Raw genomic sequence first — 18916 nt, forward strand, 5'->3', positions numbered from 1 at the left:
GCCAAGAAGGAGGCTCTCGAGGCCGCGGGCGTCAAGGTCGGCAAGACCCCCAGCGAGACCGCTGCACTCATGCGCGAGCTCATCGCCGCGCGCTAGGAACAGTCCGGGGAGCGTGCGTTCCGGCCGCGGAACGCAGCTCCCCGGCGGCGGACCTGGGCGAACTTCCCATCCCGCCTTCGTCGCCGACATGAGCTAGCGTTTCGAGCCATCACCTGCGACGGACCGCGGGTCCGCACCGAGGGAGTTCGTTTCATGAGTCAGCAGCCCGGGACACCCGGGACACCGGCCCACGGCGTCTCGTCGCCTGCCGGGTCGCCCCCGGCAACGGCTACAGGGTCGACGTCGACCGAGTCGTCGTCGGCGACGTCGGCCGCGGATCCGGCCGGCCGGACGGCCCCCGCGGCGGAGCCCCAGCTCGCGCCCGGCCCGGCGAGGCTGCTCGCGCTCGTCGCGGCCGGTCTGGGTGTGGTGATCTACCTGCTCGGCTTCTTCGACGAGGTGGGTTTCGCCGCATCGGTCATCGCGCCACTGCTGGTGGGCGGCGGTCTGCTGGCCGGTGCGGCCTTGCTGCCGAAGGTCGGACGCGTGCTCGTACCCGCCGCTGTGGCGGTGGCCACCGGCACCCTGCTGGTCCTGCAGCTCGTAGCGACCGGCGCCTCGTCCACCACAGCGGTGGTCGTGCTGGTGCTCGCGATCCTGGAGACCGCGGCCGTCGTCGGCGCGGTGCTGCTTGACGCCGATCTCGTCAAGGCTCCGACGCCCCGGCCGCGCCAGGCGCCGAGCCACCCGCAACAGCAACAGCAGCAGCAGGGCTACGGCGGCCAGTACCCGCAGGGGTACGGCCAGCAGAGCGCGTACGGGCAGTACGGGGCCGCCCAGAGCGGCTACGGCCAGCAGGGTGGCTACGTCGGCCAGCAGCCCGGCTACGGGCAGCAGGCGCCCTACGGTGCCCAGCAGCCCGGCTACGGCCAGCAGGGCTACGCCGGCCAGCCCGGCTACGGCCAGGGCCAGCAGCCGCCGGCACAGGGCGGCTGGGGCCAGCAGGCGCCCGCCCAGCCCGAGCCCGGTGCCCGGCCAGGAGGCGGTCCCAGTTGGTACGGCGGCGGTGGCGCCCCTGATGCCGGGGCCGACACCCCGGCGTCGCCCGGCACCCCGGCCGCTGCCCCCGGCTCCTCCGACGCCACCTCGGCGTACCCGCAGAGCGAGCCCGCTGCCCAGCCGTGGAAGGAACCGTCGGGGGAGGGACGTCACGAGCAGCGCGGTGACACGTCCGACCCGGATGACGGGCCCGTCGAGCAGACCCGTTTCATCCAGCCCGGCGAGCGGCCGCCCAACTGACAGCCGGCGCTCGGCCGGTCCACCGACGGTGGATCGCGCCGAGCGCCCCCGGCGTGCCTGTCCGTTCGGGCGGCACGCCGCTGAGACCCTGGTGCGGTGACCCGCACACTCGCCGGCCCTGGAACCGACCCGGATCCGGACGGTCCGAACGACCTCCCGGAATCCGGGGGCGTCGCGGGCCTGGACCGCCTGCGCCTGCTGCTGGCCGGCGCCATGGGCACGGTCATCTTCAGTTACGCCCTGCTGGTGCCGGCTGCGGCCTTCGTCATCGTGACGGGCGACGGCAGCCTGTCTCTCGACGGGGCGTTCGCCGCGGCGATCCCGCTGTGGCTGGCCGCGCACCAGATCCCGCTCGTGCTGGGCGGCCAGCCGCTCAGCGTGCTGCCCCTGCTGCCGACGGCCGTGCTCGTCGTGGTCGTCGCTGTCGGGGCGAAGTGGGCGGCGCGGCGGCTCGGCCGTCGTTTCCGTTCGGACGCCGGAGCGGTGCTCGCGAGCATCGCCGGGGCACATGCCTCGGTCGCCGTGCTGGGCAGCGCGTTGCTCCCTCGTGCGGCCGAGGTCGCCGTGACGCCGTGGTCCGCGATGGTCGGCGGCGGTCTCGTCGCGGCCGCGGCCGCCGCCGTCGGGGTGGTGCGGGCCTGCGGGGTGCCCGCGGAATGGGTCGCGCGCCTTCCCGGCTGGTTCCGGCCCGCGCTGCGTGGCACCGCGGTTGCGCTCACCGGGCTGGTGCTGGCCGGTTCCGTGGCCCTCTTCGCCGGTCTGGTGCTGGGTGCGGGGCACATCGCTGCCGCATACGAGACGCTCGCCCCCGGTTTCGGCGCCGGCATAGGGCTCACGCTGCTCGCGCTCGCTTACCTGCCCAACGCCGTCGTCGCCGGGATGAGCTGGGTGCTGGGCCCCGGCATCGCGGTCGGCACGGGCGTGACCACCCCGCTCGCCGCGTATCCGGGAGAGCGGTCGAACTTCCCGCTGCTGGCGGCCCTCCCGACCTCCGCGCCACCCGTGTGGGCCGCAGCGGCGTTCGCCCTGCCCGTCGCCGTGGGAGTGCTGGCCGGACGCGCGTGCGTCACCACGGCCGGTGCCGCAGACCGGTTGCGTGCCGTCGGCGCGACGGCCGTCGCCACCGCGCTCATCGCCGGGCTGCTGGCGTGGCTGGCCGGGGGGAGGTTGGGTGCGGGGCCGTTCGACCCGGTGCGGCTCTCCGGTGAGCTGGCGGTGCCTGCCGTCCTGCTCTGGGTCGGGCTGCCGATGGTGGTCGTGGCACTGATCCGAAGCCGCCGGGACGAGCCAGAAGAGACGGAAGAAGCGCACGCCGACGACGCCGGGCGGGGACGGGCGCGTGCGGCGGCTGCGCGGCCGAAGCCCGAGCGGCACGGGCACGCACCGGTCGAGTCCGGAGCCCGGGACGTCACCACAGAGGACGAGGACCAGGCCCGGACGGAGACCGAGGCCGCCGAGGACGAGACGGCCGGGACGGACGCGGACGAGGCAGCGGCCGCAGCCGGCGAGGCCGGCCCCCCTGACGAGGACCGGGAGAGCAAGGACGCTGCGAGCGAGGTGGCCGCACCCGACGGTGAGGAAGCCGAAGGCGGCGACACCGAACCGGACGCCGGCTCCCCGCAACGGCGCGCAGACGCCCGGAACGACGAGGAGCCTGCGACGCAACGAGCCCTGCCCCAGCGGGTCGCCCCGCGCCGGGTGCCACCGGCGCGCACCGCGAAGCGCCCGGAGCGCCGGCGCGGCCGCGAGATCCCCGACCGGCGCGATGCCGACCCAGCCGACGGGTCCGAGAAGAAGCGCTGGTGGAGCAAGGGGCAGCAGACCGACGCCCCGGATCGTGCGCCTGGCCCCGACGACACCTCGGAGCAGGTTGCTCCCAAGCCGCGGGGCCCGCGCACGGTCGGGGAACTCGTTGCTCAGCGCGAGCGGGAGGCGGCCCGGCGTGCGGCGGCGGAGGGCAGCAACCGAAGCGTCGAGGATCCGCCCGACGAGGGCTGAGCTCGTTCCTGTGGTCCCGCTTGCGGATCCGTAGGGTTCCGGGCGCGGTGCTGCGCCTTACCCGACGTACGGCCGGGCGGCGCGAACAGAGACGGTGGGGCGCGACGCGCACCCCGTGGTGCCCTCCGAAGGCGGTGTGACCTGCGCCGCGGCCTACCCTGGAGGTTGTCACCCGATCCCCGTCCTGCCGAGGAGTCAGCGCTTGCCCGCATCGCCGAGCGGTACCTACCGGGTGGAGCTCCCCGTTCCGGCCCGTGTGGTCGTCCTGGTCTCCGGCTCCGGCACGCTGTTGCAGGCGCTCCTCGACGCCGCGGCCGACGGCACCTACCCGGCCCGCGTGGTCGCCGTCGGGGCGGACCGTGGCGGTATCGAAGGGCTGGCCCGCGCCGAGCGCGCCGGTGTCCCCACGTTCACGGTGCGCATGGCCGACCACGCCGACCGCGGCGCATGGGACTCCGCGATGGCCAAAGCCGTCGCCGAGCACCGTCCCGACCTCGTGGTCAGCGCCGGGTTCATGAAGATCCTCGGTCCGGGCTTCCTCAGCGGCATCGCCGGCCCGATGATCAACACCCACCCCGCGCTGCTGCCCGCTTTCCCCGGCATCCGCGGCGTGGCCGACGCTCTCGCGTACGGCGTCAAGGTCACCGGGGCCACCCTGCACATCGTGGACGACGGGACCGACACGGGACCGGTGCTGGCGCAGGCCGCGGTTCCCGTCGAACCTGGGGACAGCGTCGACTCGCTGCACGAACGAATCAAGATCGAGGAACGGCGGTTGCTCGTGAGCACCGTCGCCGCGCTGGCCCGGCAGGGAGCCACCGTGACCGGACGAGAGGTGACCATTCCGTGAGCTCCGCCGAGACCCCCGCTCGTCGTCCCGTACGACGGGCGTTGATCAGCGTCTATGACAAGACGGGCGTGGCGGACCTCGCCACCGGCCTCCACGCGCTCGGTGTCGAGATCGTGTCCACCGGCTCCACCGCGCAGCGCATCGCCGACGCCGGCGTACCCGTCACACCGGTCGAGGAGCTCACCGGCTTCCCCGAGTGCCTCGACGGCCGGGTCAAGACCCTGCACCCCCGGGTGCACGCCGGGCTGCTCGCCGACACGCGGCGCCCGGAGCACGTCGAGCAGCTCCGAGAGCTCGACATCGCTCCGTTCGACCTGCTGGTGTCGAACCTCTACCCGTTCACGGAGACGGTTGCATCGGGCGCCACGCCTGCCGAATGCGTGGAGCAGATCGACATCGGTGGGCCCGCGATGGTCCGGGCCGCGGCGAAGAACCACGACAGCGTGGCCGTCGTCGTCGAGCCTGCCCGCTACGACTGGGTGCTCGAGCACGTGAAGAACGGCGGGTTCGAGCTCGCCGAGCGGCGGCTGCTCGCCGTGGCGGCGTTCCGGCACACCGCCACCTACGACATCGCGGTGGCGTCCTGGATGGGCAACGTCCTCGCGCCCGACCCCGAGGCCGGCGTGTTCCCGTCCTGGGTCGGGGCCTCCTGGGAGCGCGCCGCCACGCTTCGCTACGGCGAGAACCCGCACCAGAGCGCCGCGCTGTACGTCTCGGGGCAGCCCGGCCTCGCCGCTGCTGAGCAGCTGCACGGCAAGGAGATGTCCTACAACAACTACACCGACGCCGACGCCGCGTGGCGCGCCGCCCACGACCACGACGAGCCCTGCGTCGCCATCATCAAGCACGCCAACCCGTGCGGCATCGCCGTCGGCACCGACATCGCCGACGCCCACCGCAAGGCCCACGCCACCGACCCCGTCAGCGCCTACGGCGGCGTGATCGCGGTGAACCGCGAGGTGAGCGTGGAGATGGCGGAGCAGGTGGCCGAGGTGTTCACCGAGGTCGTTCTGGCGCCGTCGTACGCCGACGGAGCGCTCGAGGTGCTCACCGGTAAGAAGAACATCCGCGTGCTGCGGCTCCCCGTCGCGCCGGCCCGGGCGGGTGCCGAGATGCGCCCGATCTCCGGAGGGCTGCTGCTGCAGCAGCGCGACATCCTCGACGCGCCCGGCGACGACCCCTCCACCTGGACCCTCGCCACCGGCGACCCGGTGCCGGACGACGTGCTGGCCGATCTCGCGTTCGCCTGGCGGGCGTGCCGCTCCGTGAAGTCGAACGCCATCCTGCTCGCCTCCGGGGGCGCCGCCGTCGGGGTCGGGATGGGGCAGGTCAACCGGGTGGACGCGGCCCGGCTGGCGGTGGCTCGGGCCGGCGATCGGGCTCGCGGCTCGGTGGCCGCGTCCGACGCCTACTTCCCGTTCCCCGACGGGCTCGAGGTGCTGCTCGAGGCGGGCGTGCGGGCGGTCGTGCAGCCGGGCGGCTCGGTACGCGACAACCTGTCGACGGAGGCGGCGGCCAAGGCCGGGATCGCCCTGTACCTGACGGGCACGCGCCACTTCGCCCACTGACGCCCTCGCGAGCCGCCCGGTTTGTACTAGCGGCGCGTTGATCCGGTAGGTCCGTTCGGTAGTGCCGCTCGTCCGCTCACGTGGTGGTGGTGCTCGCCGAGCCCTCTCGGGGTGGGCCGGCGAGCTGATTGTGGCCGTGAGCCTCGCGGGCCGATTACCGGCACCCGCGTGCGGGTCGCTGGATTCGGCGCGCGAGCCGGGGCGGTTGGCGCGCGAGGCGCCTGCTTCCTGGCGAGGAGTCGCCCCGGATCGTGTGCGGAGCGGCGCAGCCTGAGGTCAGGAGCGTGGGATGCTCCCGAAGAGCGACACCCAGTGGTGCGCGGTGAGGTCGCGTGGTCGCGTCGAGGTGTCCAGCCCCTGCCTCGCAAGCCAGGTCCGGATGGCAGGGTGCGCGCGCCGCAGGGTCGTCACCAGCCGGTCGCCGCTGAACGTCGTCCGGACCAGCTGCTGGTAGCGAGCGCGGTCCGCCCTGGCAACCAGCTCGCGGTCCCGGCGCGTGACGACGAGGATCCCGCCGTCCACTCCGGGACGTGGCCGGAACGCGGCGGCCGGCACCCGTCCGGCGAGCCCGAACTCGTACCACGGCCACCAGCTTGCGGTGAGGAGCGTCGTGCCGCCCACCGCGGCACGCTTGCGTGCGACCTCCCACTGAAGCAGCAGCACGGCGGTGATCCAGTCCCGTTGCGCGAGGAGGTGGCGCAGCAGGGGGGTGGTGATGCCGAAGGGCACGTTGGACACGACGTGGTGCTCGCCTTCGAAGCGGAACCGCAGCATGTCGTCGTGGATGACGTGAACGCGGTGACCGAGAGAACGGCGGAGAGCGGCAACCCGCCGGGGGTCCAGCTCGACGGCGGTGACGAGGCCGCGACGGGCGGCGAGATGCCGCGTCAGGGCTCCGTCGCCGGGGCCGAGCTCGAGGATCGCGCCTGGCGGCACCAAGCCGGCGACGCGGGCGGCCACGCGCCGGTCGGCGAGGAAGTTCTGGCCGAGCTCGTGGCGGCCGCCGAAGGAAGGGTGATGGGTGGACGAGGGCATGGGTGACCTGCGCTTCGCGTCGATCGGGAAGGGATCCGGATCGGACGGCGCGCGGAGCAGCCCCGGTTGGCGGGGCGAGAGTCAGCGGCGCGGCGTCCGAGAGACGCGGCGCACCCTTATGAAGCCGTAACCCACGCAGACGACGTTATCGGCGGGGGCCAGCTGTTTTCCGGCCAACGATCACGGCGTCGACTCGGGACGAGGACCGGGCGGGCCGGGCATCAGTGCATTCTGAGCGCGGGTACGAGCGGCGCGTTCGTCCGGTAGGTCCGCCCGGCGGGGCCGCTCGTCCAGCCTCTCGAGGTGGGCCGGCCGCGAGCTGCACGAACGGCACTTCGGCTCGATGGGTTCGTGCGGCGGCGCCGCCCGTCCACGCCGGTCTGGGGTTCCGCGGCCGTGTGAGCTGTACCAGCGGCGCGTTCGTCCGGTAGGTCCGCGCGGCCGTGCCGCTCGTCCGCGAATTCCTGCGGGCAGGCAAGGCTGCGCCGCGCGCCGGGCGCGTGCACGGACGGCACGCTCGTCCGGTAGGTCCGTCCGGCGGTGCCGTTCATCCAGTCCGCCGGGCTCCCCCGCTCGGGACGTAGAGCGGGTGGGAACGGGGCGGCTCGCGGGGCGAGGGTCTACCCAACGGGTGAGCTGTGGGGGCTGGGGTTGAGCGTGACCAGCGAGAACGACTAAGCTTCGAACGTACGTTCGATGATGATCGCCGACTTCCCCGCGGCGTGACCCTGGGGAGGCATGTGTGCCTGATGCTGCGGCCACCGTCACGACGGCGCGGGTGCCCCGGCCCGATCACGGGAGCCGGTTGGAGCTCGCCCGCGGTCTGCTGCGTCGCCTGGAGGGGCGTTCGGGGAGTGTGCGGCCCGCGCCCGTCACCGAGTCGGACGGTGCGGTGCTGCCGGTTGCCGAGCCGCTGGCCCGGCTCCTGCCCGCCGGAGGGCTGCGGCGAGGGTCCACGGTCGCGCTCCCCGCCGTTCCCGGTGCCACGTCACTGCTGTTCGCGCTGCTCGCCGAGGCCTCCGCGGACGGGGCGTGGGTGGGGGTGGTCGGCAGGCCGGGGCTCGGGCTACTGGCCGCCGCCGAGGCGGGGGTGCAACTGGAGCGGCTGGCTTTGGTGCCGGAGCCGGGCGCCGATCTGCTGGCGGTCACGATCGCGCTGCTGGACGGGATGGACGTCGTCGCGGTCTCGGGCGCGGCCCGTGCCGGTGTGCGCGCCGCCGACCGGCAACGGCTGGCGGCCAGGGCTCGGCAGCGGGGTGCGGTGCTGATGGCGCTCGGTTCCTGGCCGGGCGCCGACGTGGAACTGAGCTGTAGCGACGTGCAGTGGCGGGGGCTGGATGCCGGCGCGGGCAGGCTGCGTTCCCGTCGGGTCGAGGTGCAGCTTCGGGGGCGGGCTGTCGCGCCGGGCGCGCGTCCGGCAACGCTGCTGCTGCCGGCGCCGGGGAGCGCGGTGGCGGACGTTGCGCGGCCGGCCGCGGTCGTCACCATCGAGGACGAGCGGGCGGCGGGATGACCGGCGCGGATGGGACAAGGCGCGGTGGCCTGCTACCTCGCGGCGAGCGCCCGTCGTGAGCGCGTCCGTCGTGCGGGTGCTCGCGCTGTGGTCCCCGGACTGGCCGGTCACGGCAGCGGCCATGGCCGCCCACGTCCCTTCGCACCGGCCGGCGGCCGTGGTCGTGGCCAACCGGGTGCTGGCCTGCTCGGCGGTCGCCCGCGCCCACGGGGTGCGCCGTGGACTGCGGCGACGGGAAGCGCAGGCGCGGTGCCCGGAGCTGGTCGTGCTGGAGCGCGACCCCGACCGTGACGCCCGGGCCTTCGAACCGGTCGTGGCCGCGGCCGAGGAGCTCGCACCGGGGGTGGAGGTCGTGCGGCCGGGGCTGGTGGCGCTGGCGGCGCAGGGTCCGGTCGGGTGGTTCGGGGGCGAGCAGGCGGCCGCGGAGAAGCTGGTCGACCAGGTCGCTGCTCGCACCGGCGTGGAGTGCCAGGTGGGCGTGGCCGACGGGCTGTTCGCCGCGGTGCTCGCGGCGCGCCGCGGCTTGGCTGTCGCGCCCGGCGACACCCCTGCGTTCCTCGCCCCGCTCGGCGTCGAGGAGCTGGACCGCGAGCCCGACGTCGACCGTTCCGAACTGGTCGGGCTGCTGCGCCGGCTCGGGCTGCGCAGCCTGGGGGCGCTCGCGGAGCTCGACGCCGAGGACGTCGCTTCCCGGTTCGGTGCCGACGCGGTGCTCTGCCACCGGCTCGCCCGCGGGCTCGACCCCCGTCCGCCGGTGCGGCGCACACCGCCGGAGGAGCTCGCGGTGGAGATCGAGCTGGACCCACCCGTCGATCGCGTCGACGCCGCTGCCTTCGCCGCCCGCGGTCTGGCCGAGCGGCTGCACCGCGCTCTGGCCGGGCACGGGCTCTCCTGCACACGGCTGGGCGTCGCCGCCCGCACCGTGTCGGGGGAGGAGCTGCACCGGATCTGGCGCTGCGCCGAGCCGCTCACCCCGTCCGGCACCGTCGACCGGGTGCGCTGGCAGCTCGACGCCTGGCTCACCCGCTCACGCACCACGAGCGCCGACGGGCCGGGTGCGGTGTGCCGGTTGTGGCTGGTGCCGGAGGAGACGGTCACTGCCGGGGCGCTGCAGCTCGGGTTGTGGGGCGACGTCGGGGAGACCGACGAGCGGGCCGGGCGGGCGCTGGTGCGGGTACAGGCGCTCCTGGGGCCGGAGTCGGTGTTCACCGCGGTGCTGGTGGGTGGGCGGGATCCTGCGGAGCAGGTGCGGCTGGTGCCCTGGGGCGACGATCGGAGGCTCGACACCGGACCGATGCCGTCGCCGCCCCTGGCCACCGGCGAGGTCGGCGGGACAGGCCCGGTGTCCCCGGCGGGTGCGCGGGGGGCGGGCCCGGCGCGGGGGGCGACCAGTCCGGGCTCGATCCCCGCCGAGCCGCCTCCGCAGGTGGATGCAGGACAAGCGCGCGGAGCACCGCCTGCTGCCGGTGCGGGCATTGTGACCACGGATCCGACGCAAGAGGTCGGTGCCGTCGCCGACTCCTGGCGTTCCGCGGCGCCTGCGGGATGGCCGGAGGACATGGTGCGGCTCACCGGGCGGGTCTCCGCTGCCGACGTGGCCGCCGAGGAGGGGAAGGGGCGCACCACCAACCGGCGGCGCCGGGTCCCCGCCCCGCGGCGCAGCACCGGCCGTCCCGCGGTTCCCGACCCACCGCCGTCCTGGCCGGGGCGGTTGCCCGCCCCGTCGCCCGCAACCGTGCCCCCGCAGCCTCTTCCCGCGGCGCTGGTCGACGCCACGGGGAGGCCGGTGCGGCTCACCGCCCCGGACTTGTTGTCAGCGCCGCCGCACCGCCTCGTGGTGGACGACGGGACCCCGCAGGTGGTGCAGGGATGGGCGGGCCCCTGGCCGTTGCGCCAGCGGTGGTGGGTGGCCGGTGCAGTGGCGGGCAGCAGGGTGCAGATCGCCGTGGACGGCGGCGTCGCGCTCCTGCTGCTCGCCCGCGAAGGGGGGTGGTGGGTCACGGGCATCTACGACTGACCCGTGGCGTGCGCGGATACGAGTGCGGGAGCTCGTATCCGCGCACGGGGCCATCAGGCCACCGGTGGCGGCGGCTCCGCGGCCCCCGTCATGAATGCGACCGCCTCCGACATCGTGTGCGACTGCGGGGTGATCACCGTGGCGCGCCTTCCGAGCCGCTGGATGTGGATCCGGTCCGCGATCTCGAACACGTGCGGCATGTTGTGGCTGATCAGGATCACCGGCAGGCCGCGGTCACGCACGTCGCGGATGAGCTGCAGCACGCGGTTGCTCTCCTTGACCCCGAGGGCTGCAGTCGGCTCGTCGAGGATCATGACCTTGCTCCCGAACGCCGCCGAGCGGGCCACGGCCACACCCTGCCGCTGCCCGCCGGACAGGCTTTCCACGGCCTGTCTGATGTTCTGCAGCGTGGCGATCCCCAGCTCGCTCATGTGCCGTTTGGCCTCGTCACGCATCTTCTTGTGGTCCAGCATGCGGAACACCGAGCCGAGGATGCCGGGCTTGCGCACCTCCCTGCCGAGGAAGAGGTTGTCGGCGATGTCGAGCCCCGGCGAGACAGCCAGTGACTGGTACACGGTCTCGATGCCTGCCCGACGGGCGTCCATCGGCGTCTTGAAGTGCACCTGCTTGCCGTCGAGGAAGATCTCGCCGCTGTCGGGGATGATCGCCCCGCACAGCGCCTTGATGAGGCTGGTCTTGCCCGCGCCGTTGTCGCCGATCACCGCGAGGATCTCCCCGGCGTACAGCTCGAGGTCGCCGCTGGCGATGGCCGTGACCATCCCGTACCGCTTGACCAGGCCTTTCGCCTGCAGTACGGGCTCGCGCAGCGGGTCCTTCCCCGAGCTTGGCTCTGAGCCGGTCTCCACGGTCATGCCTTCACCTTCCGGATCCACTGGTCGATGGAGACCGCGATGAGCACGAGGAGGCCGATCGCGCACCCCTGCCATACGACGTCGACGCCACCGAGCTGCAGCCCGTTGCGGAAGACACCGACGATGAGCGCACCGACCAGCGTGCCGAGCACGAGCCCGCGCCCGCCGAACAGGCTCGTGCCGCCGAGCACCACGGCGGTGATGGAGTCGAGGTTGTACTCCACCCCGACGTTGGGGCTTGCCGAAGCGAGGCGGCCCATGAGGATCCAGGCGCCGATCGCGTAGAGCAGCCCGGCCACCGTGTACACCGAGAACAGCACGTGGCCGGTGCGGATGCCGGCCAGGCGTGCGGCCTCGATGTCGTCACCGGTGGCGTAGACGTGCCGGCCCCACGCGGTGTTGGACAGTGCGTACCAGAACACCGCGAAGAGCAGCAGCATGATGATCGAGCCGTAGGTGATGCGGAAGCCGCCGATGCCGAACGTGTTGCCCGTCCAGGTCATGATCGACGGCATGTCCGTGCCGCGCACGGTCTCGCTCTGCGACACCACCGAGTTGAGCGAGAAGAAGATGCTCAACGTGCCGAGCGTGACGATGAACGGCGGCAGCTTCAGTCGCGTGACGAGCAGGCCGTTGATCGCCCCCATCGCGGTGCCGAGCACGAGGCCGATGATCAGCGCGAGCACCCCGGGGACGCCGAGGTCGGTGGCGATGTTCGCCATGAGGATCGAGGAGAACACCGCGATCGCGCCGGCCGAGAGGTCGATGCCCGCGGTGAGGATGATCAGGGTCTGCCCCAGTGCCAATACCGCGATGACGGTGACCTGGGCGAGCACGAGCCCGAGGTTCGTCGCCGAGAGGAACCGGCCGCTGACGATCGAGAACACGATGATCGCCAGCACCAGCACCGCGAGCGGGCCGAGGATCGGGTTGGCGTGCAGCACGTGCTGGATCCGCTGGAGCGGTGACTCCGTGTGGCGCTCCTCGAAGCCCGTGGTCCCGGTGTCCGGCACCGTGGCGGTTCCGCTGCCGGGGGACGCGTCGTTCGCCATGCAGAAGCACTCCTTTGTGCGACAGGGCGGGTGGCTGGAGCCGGTGGTGTGGTCCTACCGCACTCCAGCCTGACCCGCGTCCGGGCGATGGGCCAGGTCGAGTGAGGTCTCAGCCCCAGCAGTTGGCAGCGCCGAAGGCGGTGTCCTTGGACGGGACGTTCGGCTGCGGCTGGTCGGTGATCAGCTCGACGCCCGTGTCGTAGAAGCTCTTGCCCGCCGTGGTCTCCGGCTTGGTGCCGTCCTTGGCGAACTTCGCGATCGCCTCGATGCCCAGGGAGGCCATCTTCAGCGGGTACTGCTGCGACGTGGCGCCGATCGCGCCGGACTTCACGGCCTCGACGCCGGGGCAGCCACCGTCGACGGAGACGATCGTGACGTCGTTCTGCCTGCCGGCTGCCTTCAGCGCCTCATACGCGCCTGCGGCCGCCGGCTCGTTGATCGTGTGGACGAGGTTGATCGAGGGGTCCTTCTGGAGCAGGTTCTCCATTGCGGTGCGCCCGCCCTCCTCGGCGCCGTCGGTGACGTCGTGCCCGACGATGCGCGGGTCGGACTCGTCGCCGATCCGGGTCTTGTCAGCGACATCCACCCCGAAGCCTTCGAGGAAGCCCTGGTCACGCTGGACGTCGACGGACACCCCGTTGGGGCTGAGGTCGAGCATCGCGATCCTGGCCTGCTTGCCCTCGGACTCGAACTTCGCCTTCGCCCACTGCCCGATGAGCAGCCCTGCCTGGTAGTTGTCGGTGGCGAACGTGGCGTCGGCGGCGTCGGCCGGGTCGATCGGGGTGTCGAGCGCGATCACGAGCATGCCGGCCTGCCTGGCCCGGTCGAGCGTGGGCACGATGCCCTTGGAGTCGTTCGCGGTGATGAGGAAGCCGGCGGCTCCGGCCGAGATCAGGTTCTCGATGGCCTGCACCTGCGACTCGTTGTCGCCGTCCTGCTTGCCGGCGAAGGTCTGAAGCTGCACGCCCTGGGTGGCGGCCGCGGCCTGCGCACCCTCCTTCATCTTCACGAAGAACGGGTTGGTGTCGGTCTTGGTGATCAGTCCGATGACCGGCTGGCTCCCCCCGCCGGTTGCGCCGTCACCGCCACCGCAGGCGGCGAGCGCGAGCGCCGCGGCCATCCCAGTGGCCAGAACGGTGGCCCTCCGTCCTGCTGTCCATGCGTGGCTCATGTGCTGCGACCTCTCGTCATCATTGACATCTGGTTGCATACGTAGACAACGTTGTCAGGCACTCTGGTCCAGCTCACACTGCTTTTACAAGGCCTGCTGAGAGCCCTTCGATAACGAATGGGCAACGGCAGAGGATTCTTGACAACGTTGACTTGGAGTCCGACCATCCGGCCGGACCACGTCGCCGGAGCTGGTCGAGAGGAGAACCATGAGTCTCCGCGAGTCGCCGATCGGTGGGCGCCGGCCCACGATGCGCGACGTCGCGGCCCGGGCGCAGGTGAGCTTCAAGACCGTCTCCCGTGTCGTCAACGACGAGGGCGGCGTGTCGCCCCTGCTCGAACGGCGCGTCCGGAAGGCGATCGAGGAACTCGACTTCCGTCCGAACGTGGGAGCCCGCATCCTGCGCCGGTCGGATCGCAGGACGGCATCGATCGGGTTGCTGCTGGAGGACGTCGCCAACCCGTTCTCCGCCGCTGTGCAACGAGCGGTGGAGAACGAGGCGGACCAGCGCGGCGTGGTCGTCTACTCCGCGAGCCTCGACGAGGACCCTGCCCGCGAGCGCGCGCTCACGAAGGCGTTCGGCGCCCGCAACGTCGACGGGCTGCTGCTCGTCCCGGCCGGGAATGACCAGTCGCACCTCGCCGCTGAGCTGCGGGCGGGCACGGCGATCGTCTGCCTCGACCGCGAGGCGAGCAACCTGCCGGTCGACTCGGTGGTGGCCACCAACGAGATCGGCGCAGCCGAGGGCGTGCGCCACCTCGCCGCGGCCGGCCACCGGCGCATTGCGTTCATCGGCGACCGGCGCACCGTCGCCACCGCCCGTCAGCGCCACGCGGGGTACCGCGAGGCGCTGCGCGGCTGCGGGTTGCCGCTGGATCCGGCACTCGTCGTACAGGACGTGCGGGACACCTCTGCGGCCGACGGCGTCGTCACCGCCCTCCTCAGCCGTCCCGACCCGCCCACGGCGTTGTTCACCGCGCAGAACCTGGTGACGGTCGGCGCCGTGCGCGCCCTACGGAGGATGGGACTCGAGCACACCGTCGCGCTGGTCGGGTTCGACGACTTCCTCCTGGCCGACCTGCTGAGCCCCGCCGTCACCGTGGTCGCGCAGGACCCTGCCGCGATCGGACGGACCGCGGCCGAGTTGCTCTTCGCCCGCATCGACGGCGACACGGGCCCGGCGCAGTGCCGCCTGGTCCCCACCACCCTGATCCGGCGCGGCTCGGGCGAGATCCCGCCACCCTCCTGACTGCGATCAGGCTGGCGTTGCCGTCGGCGGCAAGGTTTAGCGTCGGTGACATGCGGATCAGTGAGCTGGGCCGCCGCGCCGGGGTGAGCCCGCGCGCGCTGCGCCACTACGAGGAGCTGGGCCTGCTGGCCGCCCGGCGTCGCGCCAACGGCTACCGCGACTACGACGAGGGCGACCTGCGGGTCGTGGCCGAGATCCGGTCGCTGGTGGATCTCGGGTTCGCGCTCGAGGAGACCCGCCCGTTCGTCGAGTGCCTGCGAGCCGGGAACGCCACGGGTGCGAGCTGTCCGGATTCCCGAGCCGTGCAGCGGCGCAAGCTCGCCGAGGTGGACGAGTGGCTCACGCGGCTGCAGACCGTCCGGGACGAGCTCGCCGACCGGCTCGGCGACCCGCCCACCCCGCGTTGCTCCATCACGTTCGTCGCCCCAGACCCCGAGGAGTTTCGATGATCGTCCCTGTCACCGACGCCACGTTCGACGAGCTGGTGCTCCGTGCCGAGCTGCCCGTGCTGCTCGACTTCACAGCGGATTGGTGCCCGCCGTGCCGGATGATCGAGCCGGTGCTGCGCCAGATCTCCGTCGAGCAGGAGGGGCGGTTGGTGGTTGCGCAGCTCGATGTGGACGCCAATCCCCTGACCGCTCGTGACGCCGGCGTGCTCGGGATGCCGACGCTCAACCTCTACGTCGGCGGCCGGGTCGTCACGCAGGTGGTGGGTGCGCGGCCGAAGGCTGCGCTGATGCGTGCGATCGAGGAGCATCTGCCTGCCCAGGCGCTCAGCGCCTGAGCCCCGGCCGCCCGGCCCATCGTCGGCGGGCCGGGAGCACTGTCGTGTGACGAGTTCGCCTGGTCAGGCGGTTGAGCTGATCATCGAACGCATGTTCGACTGCATGTATGGGCTTCAACAACCCGGACATGCCGTGGCGCGAGCTGGAGGCGACGCTCTCCGGACGCCCCCGCGACGGCGCGAGCCTCACCGGAGGGCCGGAGGTCGACGGCGGCGACAGCCCCGCGTGGTCGCGCAAGCGCGAGCCCTACACCCCGCCGGAGCTGCCGGAGCCGCAGAACCGCGTCCCGTACGCCGAGCTGCACTGCCACTCCAACTTCAGCTTCCTCGACGGTGCGAGCCATCCCGAGGAGCTGGTCGAGCAGGCGGCGCGGCTGGGCCTCGACGCGATCGCACTCACCGACCACGACGGCATGTACGGAGTGGTCCGGTTCGCCGAGGCCGCAGCCGAGCTGGGGGTCGGCACGGCCTTCGGGGCCGAGCTCTCCCTCGGGCTCACGGCCCCGCAGAACGGCGTGGCCGACCCGGAGGGCAGCCACCTGCTCCTGCTCGCCCGCCACCCCGAGGGCTACCGCTCGTTGTGCCGCACCATCAGCACGGCGCAGCTACGCGGCAAGGAGAAAGGGCGCCCGGTCTACGACCTCGACGAGGTCGTGGCCGACACCGCGGGGCAGGTGCTGGTGCTCACCGGGTGCCGCAAGGGCGCGGTCCGCCAGGCGCTGCGCACCGGCGGCCGTGACGCCGCGGGCAAGGAGCTGCGCCGCCTCGTCGAGCGGTTCGGGGCCGACCATGTGGTCGTCGAGCTCACGCACCAGGCCCTGCCCACCGACACCGAGCGCAACGACGTCCTCGCCGAGCTCGCGCACGACGCCGGCCTGCCCGTCATCGCGTCCACTGCCGCCCACTACGCCACCCCGCACCGGTTCCCGCTGGCCACGGCGTTGGCGGCGGTACGGGCCCGGCGAGGCCTCGACGACGCCGACGGCTGGCTTCCTCCCGCGGGCACCGCCCATCTGCGTTCGGGGGCGGAGATGGCGGCCCGGTTCGACGAGCGCTATCCGGGTGCGGTGGCGCGGGCGGCGGCGCTGGGGGCGGAGTGCGCGTTCTCGATCGACCTGGTGGCGCCCGATCTGCCGCCGTTCGACGTCCCGCCGGGACACACGGAGGCGAGCTGGCTGCGGGAGCTGACCTACCGCGGGGTCGCCCGCCGCTACGGCAGCCACGCCGAGTACCCGGAGGCCGTGGAGACGGTCGAACGCGAACTGAAGATCATCGAGCAGAAGAACTTCCCCGGCTACTTCCTGATCGTCCACGACATCGTCGAGTTCTGCCGCCGCTCCGACATCCTCTGCCAGGGCCGGGGGTCGGCCGCCAACTCGGCCGTCTGCTTCGCGCTCGGCATCACCAACGTCGACGCCGTGGCCCACCGGCTGCTGTTCGAGCGCTTCCTGTCCCCGGCCCGCGACGGCTATCCCGACATCGACCTCGACATCGAGTCCGGCCGTCGCGAGGAAGCGATCCAGTACGTCTACCGCCGCCACGGCCGTGGATGCGCTGCACAGGTGGCCAACGTGATCACCTATCGGCCGCGCTCCGCCGTCCGCGACATGGCGAAGGCGCTGGGGTTCTCCCCGGGCCAGCAGGACGCGTGGAGCAAGCAGATCGAGCGCTGGCACGGCCCGGTGGACAACAACACGGCCACGGCTCCTGCCGGGCTGCCCGATCAGGTCGTCGAGCTTGCCGACGAGCTGCTGGGCTTTCCCCGCCACCTCGGCATCCACTCCGGAGGCATGGTCATCTGCGACCGGCCCGTCTCCGAGGTGGTGCCCGTCGAGTGGGCCCGGATGGAGGGCCGCACCGTCGTCCAGTGGGACAAGGACGACTGTGCTGCCGCGGGCCTGGTCAAGTTCGACCTGCTCGGGCTGGGCATGCTCACCGCACTGCACCTGATGATCGACCTGGTCGCCGAGCACCACGGCGAGAAGATCGAGCTCCACGAGCTGTCGCCCACCGACCCTGCCGTGTACGCGATGCTGCAGCGGGCCGACTCGATCGGGGTGTTCCAGGTGGAGTCGCGCGCGCAGATGGCCACGCTGCCCCGGCTGAAGCCACGGGAGTTCTACGACCTGGTGGTGGAGGTTGCGCTGATCCGGCCCGGCCCCATCCAGGGCGGGTCGGTGCACCCCTACATCCGGCGCCGCAACGGGATCGACGAGGTCACCTACGACCACCCCCTGCTCAAGGGCGCGTTGCAGAAGACGCTCGGTGTGCCGCTGTTCCAGGAGCAGCTCATGCAGATCGCCGTTGACGTCGCCGGCTTCTCCGCGGCCGACGCCGACGAGTTGCGCCGCGCGATGGGCTCGAAGCGGTCGGAGGAGAAGATGGAGAGGCTCCGCGACCGGTTCTTCGCCGGCATGGCAGCCAACGGCATCACCGGTGAGGTGGCCGACGGGATCTTCCGCAAGATGCTGGCGTTCGCCAACTTCGGGTTCCCGGAGAGCCACTCGATCAGCTTCGCGTCGCTCGTCTACTACAGCGCCTGGTTCAAGCACTACTACCCGGCGGCCTTCTGCGCGGCGTTGCTCAACTCCCAGCCCATGGGCTTCTACTCACCACAGTCGCTGGTGGCCGACGCGAGCCGCCACGGCGTGCTCGCGCGCGGCCCGGACGTCAACCTCGGGCGGGCCGAGGCGGTGCTCCAGCCGGATTCGCGCAGCACCGGTGGGCAGGCGATCCGGCTGGGCACGGCCGAGGTGCGGGGTGTCGGCCTGGAGTTGGCCGAGGAGATCGACGCGGAACGCGAGCGGGGCGGGCCCTACCGCGACCTCGCCGACCTGGCAGGCCGCGTACGGCTCACCGTGCCGCAGGCCGAGGCCCTGGCCACGGCGGGGGCGTTCGGGTGCTTCGGGGTCGACCGCCGTTCGGCGCTGTGGGCGGCGGGTGTGGTGGCTGCCGTGCGTCCCGAGCAGCTACCCGGCACCGCCGTCGGGCTGGAGGCGCCCGCGCTGCCCGGCCTCACCGGCGTCGAGCTCACGGCCGCGGACGTGTGGGCCACGGGCGTCTCGCCGGACAGCCACCCGATGCAGCACCTGCGGGAGCGACTCGACGGCCTGGGCGCGGTGCGGATCGACGGGCTCGACGCGGTCGGCCGCAACCTCGTGGCAGGCGACCCGGAGCAGACGCCGCCGCGGGTGTTGGTCGCCGGGCTGGTCACCCACCGGCAACGGCCAGCCACCGCGCGCGGGGTCACGTTCCTCAACCTCGAGGACGAGAGCGGGATGCTCAACGTCACCTGCTCGGAGGGGCTGTGGGCGCGCTACCGCACGGTGGCGATCAGCAGCACGGCGCTGCTGGTGCGCGGCCGGCTGGAACGCAGCCCGGAAGGTGTGCTCAACCTGGTGGCCGACCGGCTGCAGCGGCTGGCGCTCACCGTGCCGGTGAAGTCGCGTGACTTCCGCTGAACGATGGT

At 72.8% G+C, this 18916-nt stretch carries 14 protein-coding genes and 1 pseudogene; 11 read left to right on the forward strand and 4 right to left on the reverse strand.

All coding sequences use genetic code 11. The features are described from left to right. From ABD743_RS33440 to purH, 5 genes and pseudogenes are all read left to right on the forward strand, one after another. A pseudogene (locus tag ABD743_RS33440) lies at window positions 1-96 on the forward strand (succinate--CoA ligase subunit alpha); the annotation flags it as partial. Between the two features lie 156 nt (window positions 97-252). Continuing rightward, entirely contained in the window at window positions 253-1338 is a 1086-nt protein-coding gene (locus tag ABD743_RS33445; RefSeq protein ID WP_344726981.1) for a DUF5336 domain-containing protein, read from the forward strand. Window positions 1339-1434: 96 nt separating this feature from the next. After that, the gene (locus ABD743_RS33450; RefSeq protein WP_344726983.1) at window positions 1435-3336 is read left to right on the forward strand and encodes a cell division protein PerM; all 1902 of its coding nucleotides are present in this window, start codon (window positions 1435-1437) and stop codon (window positions 3334-3336) included. Between the two features lie 232 nt (window positions 3337-3568). Next, window positions 3569-4186, forward strand: a complete 618-nt coding sequence (gene purN / locus ABD743_RS33455) for a phosphoribosylglycinamide formyltransferase (protein ID WP_344727674.1) — start codon at window positions 3569-3571, stop codon at window positions 4184-4186. Beyond that, entirely contained in the window at window positions 4183-5754 is a 1572-nt protein-coding gene (gene purH, locus ABD743_RS33460) for a bifunctional phosphoribosylaminoimidazolecarboxamide formyltransferase/IMP cyclohydrolase (RefSeq protein ID WP_344726985.1), read from the forward strand. Before purN ends, purH begins: the two co-directional genes overlap by 4 nt. A 276-nt stretch (window positions 5755-6030) precedes the next feature. On the opposite strand, the gene erm is transcribed toward purH, so the two are convergent. Further along, window positions 6031-6789, reverse strand: coding sequence for a 23S ribosomal RNA methyltransferase Erm (gene erm / locus ABD743_RS33465; RefSeq protein ID WP_344726987.1), 759 nt, complete (start codon window positions 6787-6789; stop codon window positions 6031-6033). Window positions 6790-7531: 742 nt separating this feature from the next. On the opposite strand from erm, the gene ABD743_RS33470 reads away from it, so the two are divergent. Continuing rightward, window positions 7532-8302, forward strand: a complete 771-nt coding sequence (locus ABD743_RS33470; protein ID WP_379659179.1) for a hypothetical protein — start codon at window positions 7532-7534, stop codon at window positions 8300-8302. A 121-nt stretch (window positions 8303-8423) separates the two neighbouring features. Then, window positions 8424-10319 carry a Y-family DNA polymerase gene (locus tag ABD743_RS44625; protein WP_379659190.1) on the forward strand — a complete coding sequence of 632 codons (1896 nt, stop codon included), beginning with the start codon at window positions 8424-8426 and terminating at the stop codon, window positions 10317-10319. A 53-nt stretch (window positions 10320-10372) separates the two neighbouring features. Here the strand turns inward: ABD743_RS44625 and ABD743_RS33480 are convergent, their stop codons facing one another. The 3 genes from ABD743_RS33480 to ABD743_RS33490 form a co-directional block, all read right to left on the reverse strand. After that, a complete protein-coding gene (locus ABD743_RS33480) occupies window positions 10373-11146 on the reverse strand; it encodes an ATP-binding cassette domain-containing protein (RefSeq protein WP_344727677.1) in 774 nt (257 codons plus the stop codon). A gap of 41 nt (window positions 11147-11187) precedes the next feature. Continuing rightward, window positions 11188-12243 carry an ABC transporter permease gene (locus ABD743_RS33485; protein ID WP_344726988.1) on the reverse strand — a complete coding sequence of 352 codons (1056 nt, stop codon included), beginning with the start codon at window positions 12241-12243 and terminating at the stop codon, window positions 11188-11190. A 109-nt stretch (window positions 12244-12352) separates the two neighbouring features. Continuing rightward, a complete protein-coding gene (locus ABD743_RS33490) occupies window positions 12353-13414 on the reverse strand; it encodes a substrate-binding domain-containing protein (protein ID WP_344726990.1) in 1062 nt (353 codons plus the stop codon). A 208-nt stretch (window positions 13415-13622) separates the two neighbouring features. Between ABD743_RS33490 and ABD743_RS33495 the strand changes: the two genes are divergently transcribed. The 4 genes from ABD743_RS33495 to ABD743_RS33510 all read left to right on the forward strand — a co-directional run bounded on the left by ABD743_RS33495 (window position 13623) and on the right by ABD743_RS33510 (window position 18908). After that, window positions 13623-14663: a LacI family DNA-binding transcriptional regulator gene (locus tag ABD743_RS33495; protein ID WP_344726992.1), complete on the forward strand. Its 1041-nt coding sequence runs from the start codon at window positions 13623-13625 to the stop codon at window positions 14661-14663. Window positions 14664-14713: 50 nt separating this feature from the next. After that, window positions 14714-15112 (forward strand): MerR family transcriptional regulator, encoded by a 399-nt coding sequence (locus tag ABD743_RS33500; protein WP_344726994.1) that lies wholly within the window; start codon window positions 14714-14716, stop codon window positions 15110-15112. Then, on the forward strand, window positions 15109-15447 hold the full coding sequence (locus tag ABD743_RS33505; RefSeq protein ID WP_344726996.1) for a thioredoxin family protein: 339 nt from the start codon (window positions 15109-15111) through the stop codon (window positions 15445-15447). The genes ABD743_RS33500 and ABD743_RS33505 overlap by 4 nt, the downstream gene beginning before the upstream one ends. A gap of 107 nt (window positions 15448-15554) precedes the next feature. Beyond that, complete coding sequence (locus tag ABD743_RS33510) at window positions 15555-18908, forward strand: error-prone DNA polymerase (protein WP_344726998.1); 3354 nt, start codon at window positions 15555-15557, stop codon at window positions 18906-18908. The last annotated feature ends 8 nt before the right edge of the window (window positions 18909-18916 follow it).

The organism is Pseudonocardia yunnanensis (assembly GCF_039534065.1).
Taxonomy (GTDB): Bacteria; Actinomycetota; Actinomycetes; order Mycobacteriales; family Pseudonocardiaceae; genus Pseudonocardia; species Pseudonocardia yunnanensis.

Bases quoted from the DNA above. Each gene is read 5' to 3' on its own strand.
- ABD743_RS33445 (WP_344726981.1), top strand. From the start codon at position 253: ATGAGTCAGCAGCCCGGGACACCCGGGACACCGGCCCACGGCGTCTCG.
- erm (WP_344726987.1), bottom strand. From the start codon at position 6,789: ATGCCCTCGTCCACCCATCACCCTTCCTTCGGCGGCCGCCACGAGCTC.
- ABD743_RS44625 (WP_379659190.1), top strand. From the start codon at position 8,424: ATGGCCGCCCACGTCCCTTCGCACCGGCCGGCGGCCGTGGTCGTGGCC.
- ABD743_RS33485 (WP_344726988.1), bottom strand. From the start codon at position 12,243: ATGGCGAACGACGCGTCCCCCGGCAGCGGAACCGCCACGGTGCCGGAC.
- ABD743_RS33490 (WP_344726990.1), bottom strand. From the start codon at position 13,414: ATGAGCCACGCATGGACAGCAGGACGGAGGGCCACCGTTCTGGCCACT.
- ABD743_RS33495 (WP_344726992.1), top strand. From the start codon at position 13,623: ATGAGTCTCCGCGAGTCGCCGATCGGTGGGCGCCGGCCCACGATGCGC.
- ABD743_RS33500 (WP_344726994.1), top strand. From the start codon at position 14,714: ATGCGGATCAGTGAGCTGGGCCGCCGCGCCGGGGTGAGCCCGCGCGCG.
- ABD743_RS33505 (WP_344726996.1), top strand. From the start codon at position 15,109: ATGATCGTCCCTGTCACCGACGCCACGTTCGACGAGCTGGTGCTCCGT.
- ABD743_RS33510 (WP_344726998.1), top strand. From the start codon at position 15,555: ATGGGCTTCAACAACCCGGACATGCCGTGGCGCGAGCTGGAGGCGACG.